Origin of the sequence: Flavobacterium panici (assembly GCF_903819335.1) — a bacterium.
GTDB lineage: Bacteria > Bacteroidota > Bacteroidia > Flavobacteriales > Flavobacteriaceae > Flavobacterium > Flavobacterium panici.
Genome location: NZ_CAIJDE010000062.1, coordinates 65,263 through 80,895, shown reverse-complemented (window position 1 = coordinate 80,895; position 15,633 = coordinate 65,263). Strand labels below are relative to the sequence as shown.

Here is a 15,633-nt window from a genome sequence, read left to right as displayed (position 1 = left end):
TGAAAAACAATTTTATCTTTGCACCCGTAATAAAAAATAGGCCGATGTAGCTCAGCTGGCTAGAGCAGCTGATTTGTAATCAGCAGGTCGTGGGTTCGAGTCCCTCTATCGGCTCAAAAAACCATCACAGATTGTGATGGTTTTTTTATGCTCAAAAACGAAAATTCCAATAATAAAAATTCCAAATTCCAAACTTCATGTTACAGATTGGAATTTGGAATTTAAATTTTTAGGATTTAATTATTTATCTCCCTAATTTTTGATGAGCAGCTGTAAATTGTCCTGAAGACATTGCTGCAAAAATTGACAGCTCACCTGTTAAACATAAAGCAATTGCAATTTCGGCAAGTTTACCGCTTTTTCCTGCGCCATAGCATCCTAATAATTCAAGACATTCTTTTTGAGTAGGAAATGAAGTGCCGCCGCCAACTGTGCCAACAATCATATTAGACATGGTGATGGCAAAGTAAATGTCGTTGTTTTCGATTATTTCCATTCTTGTAACTGCAACAGAAGCTTCACCTGTACAGGCAACATCCTGTCCACAGGCAATAAACAAAGCCGCAAGTCCGTTAGAAGGATGCATGCCGCTCCCTACTACGCCGGCTTTTTTTGCACCCGAAACACATATTCTCCATTGTTCATACAATAATGCCGGAGTAGTCTTTAAAACTGATTTAATGATCTCTTCTTTTAACACGATTTCAGCAGTAACTTTTTTTCCGCGAACTCTTGTGTTTAAAGGACTTATTTTTTTATCTCCCGAAAAATTACCTTCAATAGTCCAGAATACGGGTTTTATTGGGCAGTTTTCGAGTATAAACTGGCATATCCTGTCAGAACATATAGTAACCATATTTTGACCCGATGCATCGCCAGACGTATATTCTAATCTTAAAATTGAAATATTGCCTTCTATATTTACATTTACATCGTTTAAAATGGCGTAATTACTGCTTTCTCTGGTTAAGGCTGAAAATGTTTCGGTGTGATCCATAACCCACGATGAAAACTTTCCTGCCTCAATTAAGTTTTTAAATTTAAAAGTAGGTGTTCTTTGTACGCCTTCCTGAAGCGTAATAACGGTTATTGGTCCGCATTCCCTGCATGCTTTTGCGCCTCTGTTGTAAGATGCAAGAAGTGCACCCTCAGTAGTAGCAAGCGGTATATAAAAAGCTCCCTGCGCTGCACTTCCGTTAAGTACCAATGGGCCAACAATTCCGGTAGGAATCTGGCTCATTCCAATATAATTTTCAATATTGCCTTTTAGGCTTTCGTTATTATTAAATACTTTTTCACCTGATATGAAGTCCATGTCTAAATTAAGTGTACTTCGTATGAAATTCAAACGTAGTTTTTGACCATTTATAGAATATGGATCCTGATCAGGTATTCTTTCTGCTTTTGAAAGTTGATGATCGTAAGATTCCAATTTATCTAAAACAGATGAATCTATATAATCATATTTTGGACGACTGATATTACTGGTTAAGTTTTTCATAGCTTATTTTTTTAAGATTGCAGCTAAGGTATTACAAATCAACTTATTAACGATGTAAATTCTGACTTTTTAATTCATAATTATTTAATTGTCAGATATTTATGTTAATTTTGATTAAAGCTTGAAAAAAGGCATAAAAAAATCCTGTTCTATTAAATAAAACAGGATTAAACTTTGACTCAAACCGAGTATTTTTAAATGTAAGTTATTGTTTGTTATTCACTTACGCTTGTTTTTTGTTCTTCTTTTTTTATTTCAGCTACATATTTGGTAAGCTTTTTTCCGTAAAGTGACTGTGCTACTTTTGGAGTCATTGATTTTTGAATTGTATCAAGAAACTTGATATTAATATCATATATCTCTGCTAAAGCAATATAAGGTGATACTTCGTGATCTTTGTTGTTAATGGCGAAGTTTGTAGCATACAAATATTTTCTTTTGATATTTGACTGTTGTTTTGCGTCAATGCTGTCAATTGCTTTTTGGTCTTGTCTTTTAATTGCTTTAAATCTTGCTTCAACCATTGATAAATTCTCATCGATAAAACGAGAATTTACTTTTTTGTATTCTTCAAATAATTCCTGATTTTTAGATCCTGTAATTTTTGCACTCGAAATGAAATTATCTAAATTAGTATCAATATTGATATTTCCCGGTTCAGCAAAAAATAAAATATTATTGTCTAAAGAATTCGTTACGCCGCGATCAAGAAACAGATAAAGCATTTCTGGAGATTCTAATTTGATGTCTCTTTCAAAAGAAGCATTTCCGTCAATTTTAACACTGTCGATAGCAACAAGCGATGTATCAACAATTCTTTGAATATATAAAGTTCCGGTTTTTAAACCTTTTATATTTCCTGTAAGGTGTAAGTTGTCTGCAGCAGATTCTTTTTTGTTACACGATGCAAGCAGTGCAAGAGTAACAAAGGCAATAATTGATTTTTTCATTAGTTTATTGGATTTTGGTGCAAAATAAAGAAAATAGTTTGAATGTAAATAAGTCACCGTTAATTTTTCTAAAAAATAAAAATCCCAATCTATTTCTAAATTGGGATCTGTATATTTTTTTAAAAATGAATTGGTTACATTACTAAAGTGTAAATCGCTCCATCTTCATGCGTATACGTATATTTGGCATCACAGTCATTGTTTCCATAATCTATAACACCATTTAAATATCCGCCCTGAATTTTTAATTTTCCTTTAGAAACATACTCGCAGGAATATTTTTTAACTAAGGTTTCCTGTACAGTTAAAGTCAAAGTTCCTCCTTTTTCTGTAGTTACAGTATGAGTTCCTTCAGGCATTTCATAAATATTATCTTCTAATACGTATGGAGTATCAACACCAGCAGTTTGTTTTATGGTGTGTATTCCTGAATTTGTAAAAACTCTTCCCAGTAAATCTGTAAATTTTCCGTTTGTTACTTTTCTGCTCCATTGCGGTACAGTTGCAACAGTAGTTGTGTTAGTATATTCTATAGTTCCTTCCAGTTTAAATCCGTTTATAGAATAATCGATTCTTTCTATCGTCATTTTACTTCCGGTTGTAATTACCGGACCAGAAAGCGTAATTTTTAGTTTTCCTTTTCTTGTAATTTGATTTATCGTACAGCCTGTACCATAATCAACAGTAAAAACTTTTGGATAAGGAGTTCCGTTTGGAGTTGTAACCGCAATATTGTAGCAAGCTTCGGGAGAAGCTTCGGATAGTTTTGCCGCAGGATTTGTATTCGTTACAGTCAATCCTGTTTTAATATCCATTTCATTTATAGCGTCAATTACAACAGATGCGCTGACAGCAGTTGTGTCTGCCTGATTGACAACTTCATCGCTGCTCGAACATGAAACATAAATAAATGCCGAAGCAAACATTACAGAAAGTAAAATAGCCGTTTTTTTCATATTGGTTTTTGTTTAAGATTAGATTAAAGGCATTCAAATGTAATAAAAAAAATAATTCACAAAAAAAATCCTGAAAATTCTACTTTCAGGATTTTGGTTTTTAATTATTTGTAAATCAATTGTTTTTAAACGGTTTTGTAATATTCGCTTTTGGCTTTTCTGATTTTTTTATATTCTTCCCAATCAAATTTGTTTAAGAACTCTGCCGCTTTTTGCGCTCCTCGAATGAACAAATCAATTTTGGCATCATCCGTAAGATTAAAATTCAGCCAGTTGTGGTTTCCGGTATCGATATATCCTATAAGGTTTTTAAAATCAGGATTTTTTCTTAAAAATTCTGAATCATAACCAAATCTCGCGGTGTCAAACATAGAGCTTATCACATTGGTTATTTTTTCGTTTGTATTGATTTCATTTTTATCATATCCCAGTTTTATACCAAACGTAGGTGATGCCGGAACATTCATATTCTCATGAAAAATATCAATAGGAAAGTTTGAAATTATCCCGCCATCCATAAACATAACTTCTGACGGAACCGAAGCACGTAAACATGTTGCTTCGTTCCATTTATTCCAGGCTTCAATACCGCCGGGAATATTTTTAATTCTAAACGGAGTAAAGAATAGCGGAATCGACATGGAAGCTCTCACAAAATCGGCAGGATTTTGAACATCTGGATTAGAATAAAACAAGTCAATCATTTTAGGGAAAATAATTTTGCTTTCTGTAGTTATGTCAGCGGTTATTATGGCTATTTCACTCCAATGATCTTGTCTCGTATAATCTTCTTTATCGCCAAGTTTTACTTTGTTAATTCTAAATAATTTATTGTCGTTTGAAACACCTTTTTCTCGCAGTGCTTTTAAGTCACCATAATTTTTAATTCCTTTTTGCGAAAGCAAATTAGTCATCCATTGATGAAAATTAGTGCCGGGATTTAATCCTAAATCATCTTTAAAATTATCTACAACCTGACAGCCTTTCATAACTAATTTAAGATTTCCGGCATCACTTAATAAGGCGTCAATAAATTCGCGTGCATCATGATCGCCATCTACAAAATCGTATAAATTTTTATTACATAAACATTCTAAAATCCATTCTGACTTTGTAATATCAATTGGTCCGGCAGCCGCCATAAGCATGGTATTAATACTTCCGGCAGAAGTTCCGGCTAAACTTAAAAACCGAATTCCTACTTGTTCCAAAACATAAACATATCCAACCAATGCAACACCAAGAACACCGCCGCCTTCCTGAACTAAATCTACATATTCGTTACCATTTGCATCTACAATATCAGAGAATTTCTTTTTCTTCTCTTTAATTTGTTCCTTTAAATCTTTTATGATTGCTAAGACTTCACCGTTTTCTGTAAATTTCGTTTTCTCCATGATTTCCAGTATTTAGGTTTTGGGTTTGTTTTTTACAAAATAATTTTATTTAATTATTTGATTTTCAGGTATGTAAAAATACAAATTCGATTAGCGGCATAAAAGGGGAGAATTACCCTTTTTTTAAATTGTTGAAATGAGTATAGAGCAAAAAAATCCCGCAGAAATTAATCTGCAGGATTTAAAAATATTTTGAGGAGATGTTTATAATGTTTTTAGATTTTCAACAGCTTCGACTGCGTAATCCAGATATCCAAAAATGGAATAATCTACAAACATATTGCCGGTTAAATCAGGAATGTCCTGTCTGTCTCTAATTCCGTTTGGATAATCTAATTTTTCAATAAAAGAAGTCAGGTAATAGCCAATTTGGTCGTCTTTCTTATTTTTTGCGATATCTAAAATTACACCAACAACTAATTTAGAAAGTTCAACAACAGCTCCGCTAACAGGGTTACTTCCTTTTGCGAGCGCCTGTATTCCTTTTGTAATCGTGTCTACATTAGAATCTGTCAAGACTGATTTGATCAATCCGGCATTATCACGGGTTTTTTTATCTAATTCAACAGCCACGATCTGCCAGCTAAAATCTTTCGGGATTTTTTCGTCTTTATAAACAATATACCCTGTGTCTCCAAAGGTGATAATACTTTTATCTTTTACTTTGTCGATAGTCATTAAAATTCGGGATTGAATAACCCTTGATACAGAATCTTTAATGATTTCTTTTTTTCGATCTTCATCATTGGTTTCAAAAAATTCGTTTAGATTCGGCAAACTATCATTTGATTGGTTTATAAAACTCATGAATTGGATTTCACCTTTTCCTATTATATCACCATTCTTGATGATTCTTAATTTGTTTAGTCTTACGTAAAACATAATCTTATAATTTATCTGCCTACTCTGTTTGGGATTTTTGGCTCGCTCCGGTTATAAGTTTCTATTGTTTGTAATAGAAAAAAAGATTAAAGAAAACGGAGTTAAAAATATGTGATTTTTCTTAAATCACTACATGCAAAACACTCTATTTTTTAAATTTTTATGATTTTGTTTTTTATAAAAATAAAAAAGCCCGCAAGTAAAAACTTGCAGGCTTTTGGAGAGATTATTATTTAATCTTATTTGATCATTTCAAAACTTCTTTTTACAAAAGCAGTCAACGCTTCACCTTTTAAAAGGTTTTGAGATAACTTAGCTAAATCTAAAGCTTGTTTTACCAAATGTTCCTGATGCGTTTTATCTTCTGTATTTAAAATACTTGAAGCTAAATCAGAATTAGTGTTTACAACCAGATTGTACATTTCCGGCATATTTCCCATTCCGAACATTCCGCCGCCGCCTGTTTGGCTCATTTCTTTCATTCTACGCATAAATTCTGGCTGCGTAATAATAAATGGAGCTGCCTGACTGTCCATAGCTTCCAGCTGAACGCTGTATGCTTTAGGAATATAAGCTTCTAATGAAGTTTTTAATGCTGCTTTTTCTTCATCAGATAATTTAGAAATCGTGTTTTCGTCTTTTTTGATTAAGTTATCAATATGGTCAGAATCTACACGAACGAAAGTCAAATCGCTGTTATCGCCTTCAATTTTTTGAATTAAATGCGAGATAATTGGAGAATCTAAAAGCAATACTTCGTATCCTTTTTCTTTTGCTGCTTCAATATAAGAGTGCTGTGCATCTTTGTTTCCGGCATAAAGAATAACTAATTTACCATCTTTATCTGTCTGGTTTTCTTTTAGTTTTTCTTTTAATTCCTCTAAAGTAAAATAAGTATCGTCTACCGTTGGGTATAAAACAAACGCACCTGCTTTTTCGTAGAATTTATCTTCAGAAAGCATTCCGTACTCTAAAACGATTTTAATATCGTTCCATTTTGCTTCAAAATCAGCACGGTTTTCGTTAAATAAAGCTTTTAATTTATCGGCTACTTTACGAGTAATATAGTTAGAGATTTTCTTAACTGCACCATCTGCCTGTAAACCAGAACGAGAAACGTTTAACGGAATATCCGGTGAATCGATAACTCCTTTTAACATCGTCAAAAATTCAGGTACAATTCCTTCTACGTTATCTGTAACGTAAACCTGGTTTTGGTACAATTGAATTTTATCTTTCTGGATTTGCATATCTGAACCTAACTTAGGGAAATATAAAATACCAGTTAAGTTAAACGGATAATCTACGTTTAAGTGAATGTTGAACAAAGGATCTTCAAACTGCATTGGATACAATTCTCTGTAGAAGTTTTTGTAATCTTCATCAGATAATTCAGAAGGCTGTTTTGTCCAAGCCGGATTTGGATTATTAATGATATTATCAAGTTCGATAGTTTCATTAACGTAATCTTCCGGAGCGTCTTCTGGTTTTGGAAGTGTTTCTGTTCTTGTTCCAAATTTAATTGGAATAGGCATAAACTTGTTATACTTATTCAATAATCCGCTGATTTTAGAATCTTCTAAAAATTCTAAAGAATCTTCGGCAATGTGCAAAATGATTTCTGTACCACGTGAAGTTTTGTCAGCTGGCTCTAAAGTAAATTCAGGGCTTCCGTCACAAGTCCAGTGTGCAGCAGGTTCATCTTTGTATGATTTTGTAATGATTTCTACTTTTTCTGCAACCATAAAGGCAGAATAGAAACCAAGACCAAAGTGACCAATAATTCCAGAGTCTTTTGCAGAATCTTTGTATTTATCTAAAAATTCTTCAGCTCCGGAAAAAGCAACCTGGTTGATGTATTTTTCAACTTCATCAGCTGTCATACCTAATCCCTGGTCGATAATATGGATTTTTTTACCTTCCTTATCTACTTTAATTTCGATAACCGGATTTCCATATTCTACTTTAGCTTCGCCAATACTAATTAAATGTTTTAATTTTAATGTAGCATCAGTTCCGTTTGAAACCAGCTCACGTAAAAAGATTTCGTGATCGCTGTATAAGAACTTTTTGATTAAGGGAAAGATGTTTTCTACTGAAACATTAATTTTACCTGTTGTCATATTTTTTTATTTTTTGAATTTAACTTGATGATTTTCATTTAGTCAAATAAAATACCAATTTTTTTTAGGTGACAAATTGTCGTAAATGTTAATTTTGAAAGAAAATAATTAGATTTTGGAACTGTTAATATTTCAATGAATCGTATATTTGTGGTACACTAATTGTTAAAGGTGTAAGTATTAACTTAAATAAATGTACAAAATGAAGAAAATAATTTTCATTTGCATGATTGCTACAGTGTTATTCGCGTGCAAATCATCTTCGTCTACAGCTTCAACAGAAGCAACAACGCTTTCGACTAAACTTGACAGACCTACTCAAGTCGCTATTAAAGGGAACTGGGTACTTACTAATGTATCTTATGCAGGTTCTGATTATATTAAAGTAACTTCATTTGATCTTGCAGATTCTAAATGTTTTATTGGCAGTACCTGGAATTTTATTTCAAACAATAACAAAGGTACAATGAATCTAAATTCTCCAAATTGTACAGCTTTTACTTCTCCAATTGTTTGGAGTATTAACAATCAGGGACTTTTTGTTCTAAAAATTGTAGATCCGGGATTGAAATCTAAAAATGTAAAATCTGGGTATTTACTAAAAGTTGCAGGTTTAACGGATAACTCTTTTCAGTTAATCGACAATATCAATGTTGGCGGACAAACAAAAGATGTTACGTACCAATTTCAAAGAGCTAATTAATATTAAAAAGGATAAAAATGAAAAAGATAACAGTTTTAGGTTTAAGTAGTTTACTTGTATTAGTTAGTTTATTTACAAGCTGCGATTCAGTTAAAAACGCAAACAATACTCAAAAAGGTGCCGGAATTGGTGTAGTTGCCGGTGGTATTATTGGAGGTATTTTAGGAAATAATTTAGGAAAAGGCGGAAACGCTGCTTTAGGAGCTGCAATTGGAGCTGCTGTAGGTGGTGGAACCGGAGCCTTAATTGGTAACAAAATGGATAAACAAGCCCGTGAAATTGATCAGGCTTTACCAGGTGCGTCTGTAGAAAGAGTAGGTGAAGGAATTCACTTAACTTTAAATGAAAACGCTGTTCGTTTTGATACAAACAAATCAACTTTAACTCCTCAGGCAAAAGCAAACTTAGATAAATTAGTTCCTGTTTTTAATGAGTACGGAGATACTGATATTCAAATCTTTGGTTATACTGATAATACAGGTAAACCAGAATATAATTTGACACTTTCTGGACAAAGAGCTGCTTCTGTACAGTCTTATTTAGTTTCAAAAGGATTAAAATCAAGCCGTTTTAAAACTTCAGGTTTAGGTATTGTTGATCCTATTGCAACAAATGATACTCCGGAAGGAAGAGCCCAAAACCGTCGTGTTGAATTCTCTATTACAGCAAATGACAAAATGGTTAACGATGCAAAAGCTGAAGCTGGAAAGTAATTTCAGATAAAATAAAATATAAAAAAAGCTGTTTCATAATTGAAGCAGCTTTTTTTTGACTTTAGAAATTAAACATCGTAAATTTGACCTCTCTAATTACAACACATGCTTGATATTCAAAATATATCTTTTTCGTATACTGATAAACCAGTTATAAATAATGTTTCTTTTTCGATCAATAAAGGCGAAAATATTGCCATTATTGGCGAAAGCGGTTGTGGAAAAAGTACGCTGTTAAAGCTTATGTACGGTTTGTTCGATTTAGACGAAGGCAAAATATTTTATAACGAAAAACCTATTCTGGGGCCAAAATACAATTTGATTCCGGGAATGCCATATATGAAATATCTGGCGCAGGATTTCGATTTGTCTCCATATGAAACTGTGGCAGAGAATGTTGGAAAGTTTCTTTCAAACGGTTTTGCAAACATGAAAAAACTTCGTGTTCAGGAATTATTGGAAATGGTAGAAATGGAACAATTTTCTAATGTTAAAGCTAAATTTTTGAGCGGCGGACAACAGCAGAGAGTAGCTTTGGTGAGAGTTTTGGCTTTAGAACCAGAAGTAATTTTGCTTGACGAACCTTTCAGCCAGATTGATGCTTTCCGTAAAAATGCTTTACGCAGAAACTTATTTAAATATTTAAAACAAAAAGGAATCACCTGCATTATTGCAACGCATGACAGTACAGATGCTTTATCTTTTGCAGATGAAGCGATTGTAATGCGACACGGAGAAATTATCGTGAAAGGCGATCCGGCAAAAATATACGAAGACCCGCAGACTAAATATGTAGCTTCGTTATTTGGAGAAGTAAATGAAGTAGCAACACATTTATTACTTCCGTATGAAGATGAAACCCATAAAACATTAGTGTATCCGCATCAGTTTAAAATGGTTTCAGAATCTAAACTTCCAGTAAAAATTAGAAGAACTTATTTTAGGGGAGGACATTATTTAGTTGAAACCGTATATAAAAGGCAGTTAATATTTTTTGAAAGTGAAATTGATTTGCCGCTTGAACAGGAAATATTTCTTGGACTGAATTATCTTTAATGAAATAATTTGCCAATTAGATAATTAGATAATTTTTGATCTTTAAAAAAGTAAACCCGACAAGTTTTTGAAACTGTCGGGTTTACTTTTTATAATCGTTTAAGAAATAAATTAGTTTTTCAAATATTTTTCTAAAAACTGATCTTGTTCCCAAAGTAAGTGCAGGATATTTTCTTTGGCTACATAGCCATGTGCTTCTTTCGGTAAAATTACCATTCTTGCAGGCGCTCCTAAACCTTTTAAAGCCTGAAAATAACGTTCGGTCTGCAAAGTAAAAGTCCCAGGATTATTATCAGCTTCACCATGAACTAATAAAATTGGCGTTTTCATTTTTTCGGCATTCATAAATGGTGACATAGTATTGTAAACTTCCGGAACTTCCCAGTAATTACGCTGTTCTGATTGAAATCCGAAAGGCGTCAGTGTTCTGTTATAAGCACCGCTTCGAGCAATTCCGCAAGCAAAAAGATTGGAATGTGTCAATAAATTTGCAGTCATAAACGCACCGTATGAATGCCCTCCAATAGCTACTTTTTTACGGTTAATATATCCCAGAGCATCTACAGCATTAATTGCAGCTTCGGCATTATCAACTAATTGTGAAATAAAATTGTCGTTTGGTTCTGTAGTTCCTTCGCCAATAATTGGGAAAGCAGCATCATCTAAAACAACATATCCTTTTGTAACCCAATACACAAACGATCCATAATACGGAAACGTAAATTCATTTGAATTTTGAGTGGACTGGCCAGCGCTGTTTCTGTCTTTATATTCTGCCGGATAAGCCCAGATTAATAAAGGCAGTTTTTCTTTTTTAGCCTTGTCATACCCCGCAGGAAGGTATAAAGTTCCCGAAAGTTCCAGTCCATCTTTACGTTTGTATTTAATTACCTCTTTGCTGACATTTTTAATGCTTTCAAATGGGTTTTTGAAATCAGTTATTGCAGTTAAACTATTTGGTTTTTTAATGTTTCTGAAAAAGTAATTTGGATATTCTGTTTTTGATTGAATCTGAACCAGGACTTTACCTGATTTAAAATCTTCAATTTCTAAAATTTCTTCTTTTTTATCTTTGTAAGGCGAAGTATAAACACGTTTTGATTTTAATGTTTTTAAATTAAATTCATCAACAAAAGGGAACTGGCCATCTTTTGTATAACCATCTCCAATTCGATATAAATTATCTTTTTCAAGGGCTAAAACATATTTGTTGTATTCATTCTTTCTGGTTTCAAAAACGCCGGGATCAGAGTAAACATCTTGTGAATTTCTGTCGGTTATTAATTTTGGCTGTTGATTTGCATCTGCAGGATTTATCAAATACGTTTTCTCATTTCGGGTATCGTACCATTCATCAGAAACAACGGCGACATTGTCATTTCCCCAAGTAATGGTATTAAAACGCTGAGGTGTTTTGACTAATGATGCAGCTTCTTTATCAAAAGGTGCATCCCAAAGAAAAACTTCGTCTCTAAAATCTACTTTGTTTGCAGGATCTCCTTCATCTAAAGCCGTTACGTATGATAATGTTGCAGGTTTGTCATTTCTCCAGGCCATTTCTCTTTTTCCTTTTCGAACAGCCATAAAACCTTTTGGCATAATTTCATTCAGCGGGACTTCGTTAACCGTTTTAATTTCTTTTCCTCTAATGTCATAAACAATCGTTTTAGAAGGAAACCTGTTTAAAGGCACCACATACGAAAATGGTTTTTGAATGGTAGTCAGCATAATATAATTGCCGTCTGGCGAAATTTTCTCGCCCGCAAACATCGCAGCTTCTTTAAATAAAACAGCATCACCATCTAATTTGACTTTGTATAATTCAGATGTAACGCTGGTTTCGAAATTAGCTTCGTCATTTTTGTTTTTCAACATATCAGGATACGTTCTGTTTTGAGATTTTTCTCCAGATGTATTAGAAATAATAGGGCCGGTTGGTAAATCTTTTTTAGAATCTAAAAGCGGCTGTCTGTTTTTTGGAAGCATTTTTACCAAAATTGTTTCATTGTCTGAAAACCAGTTAAATGGATTTCCAAGATTGGCATTTACAGTTGCTTCTGTAAGTTTTGTGGCTTGCGCCGATGCTACATCCAAAACCCAAAGCTCAACACCAGTAGTTGTAGTGTGAGAAAACAGGATTTTTTTATCGTTTGGCGACCAAAGAATATTGGCAATTTTTGGATTTTGCGGCAAACCTGAAACCTGAATTTCTTCTTTACCATTTATTTTTCTAAGTTTCAAATTGTTAACATATGTTACTGTACTTGATATATTGGTAACCGGATTAATTCGTATACCGGCTAAACGAATTTCGTCCTGATTTAAATCGTCAAGAGTTTTGTATGTGTTTCGGTACAATAAAAGCATATTTTCTTTTTTTGTGTCCATTGAAACGGTTGGAGCTCTTTGGTAATCGGCCAGATCTAAAATAGATTTAGAAGGCTTTTGGTAAGTTAAATTCTCTTGGGCAAAAGAGAAAAAACCGATATTTAAAAATAGGAACAACGTAACCTTTAATTTCATGAGTTGAATTTTTTGGGTTTAAAAAAAATGGTATTCAAAATGTTTGTCTAAGATACTTTAGTCTTGTTACATTTTAAATCTTATTTTTCATTCTTTTCAATGAATTCCTCAATAAACTGGTTTTTCAAAAAGTAATTGTTTTTAAACAGTCTGATAATTAAAGTATATTAAATTGCTAATACCGAAAAAAATAGTATTTTGTACTCTTATGTTTTAAAGTATACGTAAATTTGCATTCTAAATTTTTAACAAATAACAATATTATATGTATCATTCAAAAATAGCAGGCTTAGGATATTATGTTCCTTCAAATGTTGTGACAAACGATGATTTGTCTAAGATAATGGATACCAATGACGAATGGATTCAGGAACGAACAGGAATTCAGGAGAGAAGACATATCATTCGTGGAGAAGATACTACGACTTCAATGGGTGTAAAAGCTGCTAAAATTGCTATAGAACGTTCTGGCATTGCCAAAGAAGATATTGATTTTGTAGTTTTTGCTACATTAAGCCCGGATTACTATTTTCCAGGACCTGGAGTTTTAGTACAGCGTGATTTAGGATTAAGAACTGTTGGGGCTTTAGATGTTAGAAACCAATGTTCTGGTTTCGTTTATGCTATTTCTGTTGCTGATCAATATATTAAAACCGGAATGTATAAAAATATTTTGGTTATTGGTTCTGAGGTTCATTCAACCGGATTAGACATGACTACTCGCGGACGCGGGGTTTCTGTTATTTTTGGAGATGGAGCAGGAGCGGCAGTTTTAAGCCGTGAAGAAGATTTGACAAAAGGTATTTTATCTACGCATTTACATTCAGAAGGACAGCACGCCGAAGAATTGGCTTTGCAGGCACCTGGAATGGGAGCGCGCTGGGTAACTGATATTTTAGCAGATAATGACCCTAATGACGAAAGTTATTATCCTTACATGAACGGACAATTTGTATTTAAAAATGCAGTGGTTCGTTTTGCTGAAGTAATCAACGAAGGTTTAGAAGCAAACGGACTTCAGGTTTCAGATATCGATATGTTGATTCCGCATCAGGCCAACTTGAGAATTTCTCAGTTCATTCAGAATAAATTCAAATTAAGCGATGATCAGGTTCATAACAATATCCAGAAATACGGAAACACAACTGCAGCATCTATTCCAATCGCTTTGACAGAAGCTTGGGAACAAGGTAAAATCAAATCTGGTGATACCGTTGTCTTAGCCGCTTTTGGTAGTGGATTTACCTGGGCAAGTGCAATCATCAAATGGTAAATTAATTCATCTTACATTATATTTAAAACCTGCTTCGTTTTGGACCAGGTTTTTTTATACCCTTTATTTAGATGAGTAACGATCTGTCAGGCTGAGCGAAGTCGAAGCCCCGTTCCAATTGGCAAGCTTTCTTACGAGCCTTCGACTTCGCTCATGATGACATCCGGGTTATTGATTTAAGATAGTGTTTTTTGTTCTCAACGATTTGTCAGGCTGAGCGAAGTCGAAGCCCACGTCCCAATTGACAAACTATCAATTTCACTAAATAAACTTTGTTAGATGCGCTAAGTAAAGGGCGTGCTAATAGGAGCGGGGCTTCGACTTCGCTCAGCCTGACAATTGGGGCTTAATAAAACACGTAAAAGAAATATTTTTCTTACTTTTATTTTATGATAAAACTTTTAAATAAAATGAAACAATATTACGTCTATATACTAAAATGTTCTGATAATAGTTATTATACGGGATTTACAAATAATATTGAAAGAAGATTAAATGAACACAATTATGGTATAAATACAGAATGTTATACGTTTAATAAAAGACCTTTACAATTAGTTTTCTGTACTGAATTTAATGATGTGATTCAAGCTATTGCTTTTGAAAAGCAGGTAAAAGGCTGGAGTAGGAAAAAGAAAGAAGCAATAATAAATGATAAGTGGGAAGATTTAAAAAAGTTATCAGAATGTTTAAATAAAACAAGTCATAAAAATTTTTATAAAAAGGAGGTTTAGTAGTAAATTAGCCTTCGACTTCGCTCAGGGTGACATTTGGGGCTAATATCAGTCAGGCTGAGCGAAGTCGAAGCCCTTTTAAATAATTTACAATGAAAAAAAATCAATTAGAAATAGCATGCTTTAATTACGAATCTGCCATAATAGCTCAGGAAAATGGTGCAGATCGAATTGAGTTATGCGAAAACATGAAACTTGGTGGAACAACTCCAAACTCTATTTTAGTAGTGAAAGTCCGCGAAAGCTTAAATATTAAAATGCATGTTATCATTAGACCTCGCGGCGGCGATTTTGTTTATTCTGATGAAGAGCTTGTAGAAATGAAACAAGATATTAAACAGTATAAAAAATTGGGTGTTGATGGTTTTGTTTTTGGAATTTTAAAAGACAGCGGAAATATTAATAAAAGACAGAATAGGGAATTAGTGCATTTGGCACATCCGCTTCCTTGTACTTTTCATCGTGCTTTTGATGTGGTCAAAGATGTAGAAAAATCTCTTGAAGATATTATCGATTGCGGGTTTAAAACGATTTTGACTTCGGGACAGGCGATAAATGTAGAAGAAGGAATTTTAGCTTTGGAACGAATACAAGACCTTGCTAAAAACAGAATCGAAATAATGCCGGGCGGCGGTTTGCGATCTTCAAATATTAAATTATTACAGGAACGATTAGATTTGACTTTTTATCATTCCTCTGCAATTACAAACAATTCAGAAACTGCAAATCCCGAAGAAATAAAAGAATTGAAAAATTTTCTATAGTATTTACAAAAAATAAAAAAGCCTGAAGCTGGCAAACTTCAGGCTTTTTTCTACAAGA

General features: G+C 33.4%; 13 protein-coding genes and 1 tRNA gene. 7 read left to right on the top strand and 7 right to left on the bottom strand.

Annotated features, from left to right (window positions below):
- The first annotated feature begins 40 nt into the window (after window positions 1-40).
- Window positions 41-114: transfer RNA gene (locus FLAPXU55_RS20270), tRNA-Thr, on the top strand.
- A gap of 130 nt (window positions 115-244) precedes the next feature.
- Here FLAPXU55_RS20270 and FLAPXU55_RS20265 read toward each other — a convergent pair.
- The 6 genes from FLAPXU55_RS20265 to htpG all read right to left on the bottom strand — a co-directional run bounded on the left by FLAPXU55_RS20265 (window position 245) and on the right by htpG (window position 7,809).
- A complete protein-coding gene (locus FLAPXU55_RS20265) occupies window positions 245-1,501 on the bottom strand; it encodes a hydroxymethylglutaryl-CoA reductase (RefSeq protein WP_180860803.1) in 1,257 nt (418 codons plus the stop codon).
- Between the two features lie 215 nt (window positions 1,502-1,716).
- On the bottom strand, window positions 1,717-2,451 hold the full coding sequence (locus FLAPXU55_RS20260; RefSeq protein ID WP_180860800.1) for a DUF4369 domain-containing protein: 735 nt from the start codon (window positions 2,449-2,451) through the stop codon (window positions 1,717-1,719).
- Window positions 2,452-2,585: 134 nt separating this feature from the next.
- Window positions 2,586-3,407, bottom strand: coding sequence for a hypothetical protein (locus FLAPXU55_RS20255; RefSeq protein WP_180860798.1), 822 nt, complete (start codon window positions 3,405-3,407; stop codon window positions 2,586-2,588).
- Window positions 3,408-3,532: 125 nt separating this feature from the next.
- A complete protein-coding gene (locus FLAPXU55_RS20250; protein ID WP_180860795.1) occupies window positions 3,533-4,804 on the bottom strand; it encodes a patatin-like phospholipase family protein in 1,272 nt (423 codons plus the stop codon).
- Between the two features lie 204 nt (window positions 4,805-5,008).
- Window positions 5,009-5,686, bottom strand: coding sequence for a hypothetical protein (locus FLAPXU55_RS20245; protein ID WP_180860792.1), 678 nt, complete (start codon window positions 5,684-5,686; stop codon window positions 5,009-5,011).
- Window positions 5,687-5,925: 239 nt separating this feature from the next.
- Window positions 5,926-7,809 carry a molecular chaperone HtpG gene (htpG, locus tag FLAPXU55_RS20240; protein WP_053472442.1) on the bottom strand — a complete coding sequence of 628 codons (1,884 nt, stop codon included), beginning with the start codon at window positions 7,807-7,809 and terminating at the stop codon, window positions 5,926-5,928.
- A gap of 202 nt (window positions 7,810-8,011) precedes the next feature.
- On the opposite strand from htpG, the gene FLAPXU55_RS20235 reads away from it, so the two are divergent.
- The 3 genes from FLAPXU55_RS20235 to FLAPXU55_RS20225 all read left to right on the top strand — a co-directional run bounded on the left by FLAPXU55_RS20235 (window position 8,012) and on the right by FLAPXU55_RS20225 (window position 10,281).
- The gene (locus tag FLAPXU55_RS20235; RefSeq protein WP_053472453.1) at window positions 8,012-8,512 is read left to right on the top strand and encodes a lipocalin family protein; all 501 of its coding nucleotides are present in this window, start codon (window positions 8,012-8,014) and stop codon (window positions 8,510-8,512) included.
- 17 nt (window positions 8,513-8,529) lie between these two features.
- Complete coding sequence (locus tag FLAPXU55_RS20230) at window positions 8,530-9,225, top strand: OmpA family protein (RefSeq protein ID WP_053472441.1); 696 nt, start codon at window positions 8,530-8,532, stop codon at window positions 9,223-9,225.
- Window positions 9,226-9,330: 105 nt separating this feature from the next.
- Window positions 9,331-10,281 (top strand): ABC transporter ATP-binding protein, encoded by a 951-nt coding sequence (locus tag FLAPXU55_RS20225; RefSeq protein WP_053472440.1) that lies wholly within the window; start codon window positions 9,331-9,333, stop codon window positions 10,279-10,281.
- 111 nt (window positions 10,282-10,392) lie between these two features.
- Here the strand turns inward: FLAPXU55_RS20225 and FLAPXU55_RS20220 are convergent, their stop codons facing one another.
- Entirely contained in the window at window positions 10,393-12,804 is a 2,412-nt protein-coding gene (locus tag FLAPXU55_RS20220) for an alpha/beta hydrolase family protein (RefSeq protein ID WP_180860790.1), read from the bottom strand.
- A 265-nt stretch (window positions 12,805-13,069) separates the two neighbouring features.
- Between FLAPXU55_RS20220 and FLAPXU55_RS20215 the strand changes: the two genes are divergently transcribed.
- The 3 genes from FLAPXU55_RS20215 to FLAPXU55_RS20205 all read left to right on the top strand — a co-directional run bounded on the left by FLAPXU55_RS20215 (window position 13,070) and on the right by FLAPXU55_RS20205 (window position 15,575).
- Window positions 13,070-14,077, top strand: coding sequence for a 3-oxoacyl-ACP synthase III family protein (locus FLAPXU55_RS20215; RefSeq protein WP_180860788.1), 1,008 nt, complete (start codon window positions 13,070-13,072; stop codon window positions 14,075-14,077).
- 410 nt (window positions 14,078-14,487) lie between these two features.
- Window positions 14,488-14,811 (top strand): GIY-YIG nuclease family protein, encoded by a 324-nt coding sequence (locus FLAPXU55_RS20210; protein WP_180860786.1) that lies wholly within the window; start codon window positions 14,488-14,490, stop codon window positions 14,809-14,811.
- Window positions 14,812-14,903: 92 nt separating this feature from the next.
- Window positions 14,904-15,575 (top strand): copper homeostasis protein CutC, encoded by a 672-nt coding sequence (locus tag FLAPXU55_RS20205; RefSeq protein WP_180860784.1) that lies wholly within the window; start codon window positions 14,904-14,906, stop codon window positions 15,573-15,575.
- Window positions 15,576-15,633 lie beyond the last annotated feature (58 nt).

Bases quoted from the DNA above. Each gene is read 5' to 3' on its own strand.
- FLAPXU55_RS20215 (WP_180860788.1), top strand. From the start codon at position 13,070: ATGTATCATTCAAAAATAGCAGGCTTAGGATATTATGTTCCTTCAAAT.
- FLAPXU55_RS20265 (WP_180860803.1), bottom strand. From the start codon at position 1,501: ATGAAAAACTTAACCAGTAATATCAGTCGTCCAAAATATGATTATATA.
- FLAPXU55_RS20245 (WP_180860792.1), bottom strand. From the start codon at position 5,686: ATGTTTTACGTAAGACTAAACAAATTAAGAATCATCAAGAATGGTGAT.
- FLAPXU55_RS20210 (WP_180860786.1), top strand. From the start codon at position 14,488: ATGAAACAATATTACGTCTATATACTAAAATGTTCTGATAATAGTTAT.
- FLAPXU55_RS20205 (WP_180860784.1), top strand. From the start codon at position 14,904: ATGAAAAAAAATCAATTAGAAATAGCATGCTTTAATTACGAATCTGCC.
- FLAPXU55_RS20220 (WP_180860790.1), bottom strand. From the start codon at position 12,804: ATGAAATTAAAGGTTACGTTGTTCCTATTTTTAAATATCGGTTTTTTC.
- FLAPXU55_RS20230 (WP_053472441.1), top strand. From the start codon at position 8,530: ATGAAAAAGATAACAGTTTTAGGTTTAAGTAGTTTACTTGTATTAGTT.
- FLAPXU55_RS20235 (WP_053472453.1), top strand. From the start codon at position 8,012: ATGAAGAAAATAATTTTCATTTGCATGATTGCTACAGTGTTATTCGCG.
- FLAPXU55_RS20255 (WP_180860798.1), bottom strand. From the start codon at position 3,407: ATGAAAAAAACGGCTATTTTACTTTCTGTAATGTTTGCTTCGGCATTT.
- htpG (WP_053472442.1), bottom strand. From the start codon at position 7,809: ATGACAACAGGTAAAATTAATGTTTCAGTAGAAAACATCTTTCCCTTA.
- FLAPXU55_RS20225 (WP_053472440.1), top strand. From the start codon at position 9,331: ATGCTTGATATTCAAAATATATCTTTTTCGTATACTGATAAACCAGTT.
- FLAPXU55_RS20250 (WP_180860795.1), bottom strand. From the start codon at position 4,804: ATGGAGAAAACGAAATTTACAGAAAACGGTGAAGTCTTAGCAATCATA.
- FLAPXU55_RS20260 (WP_180860800.1), bottom strand. From the start codon at position 2,451: ATGAAAAAATCAATTATTGCCTTTGTTACTCTTGCACTGCTTGCATCG.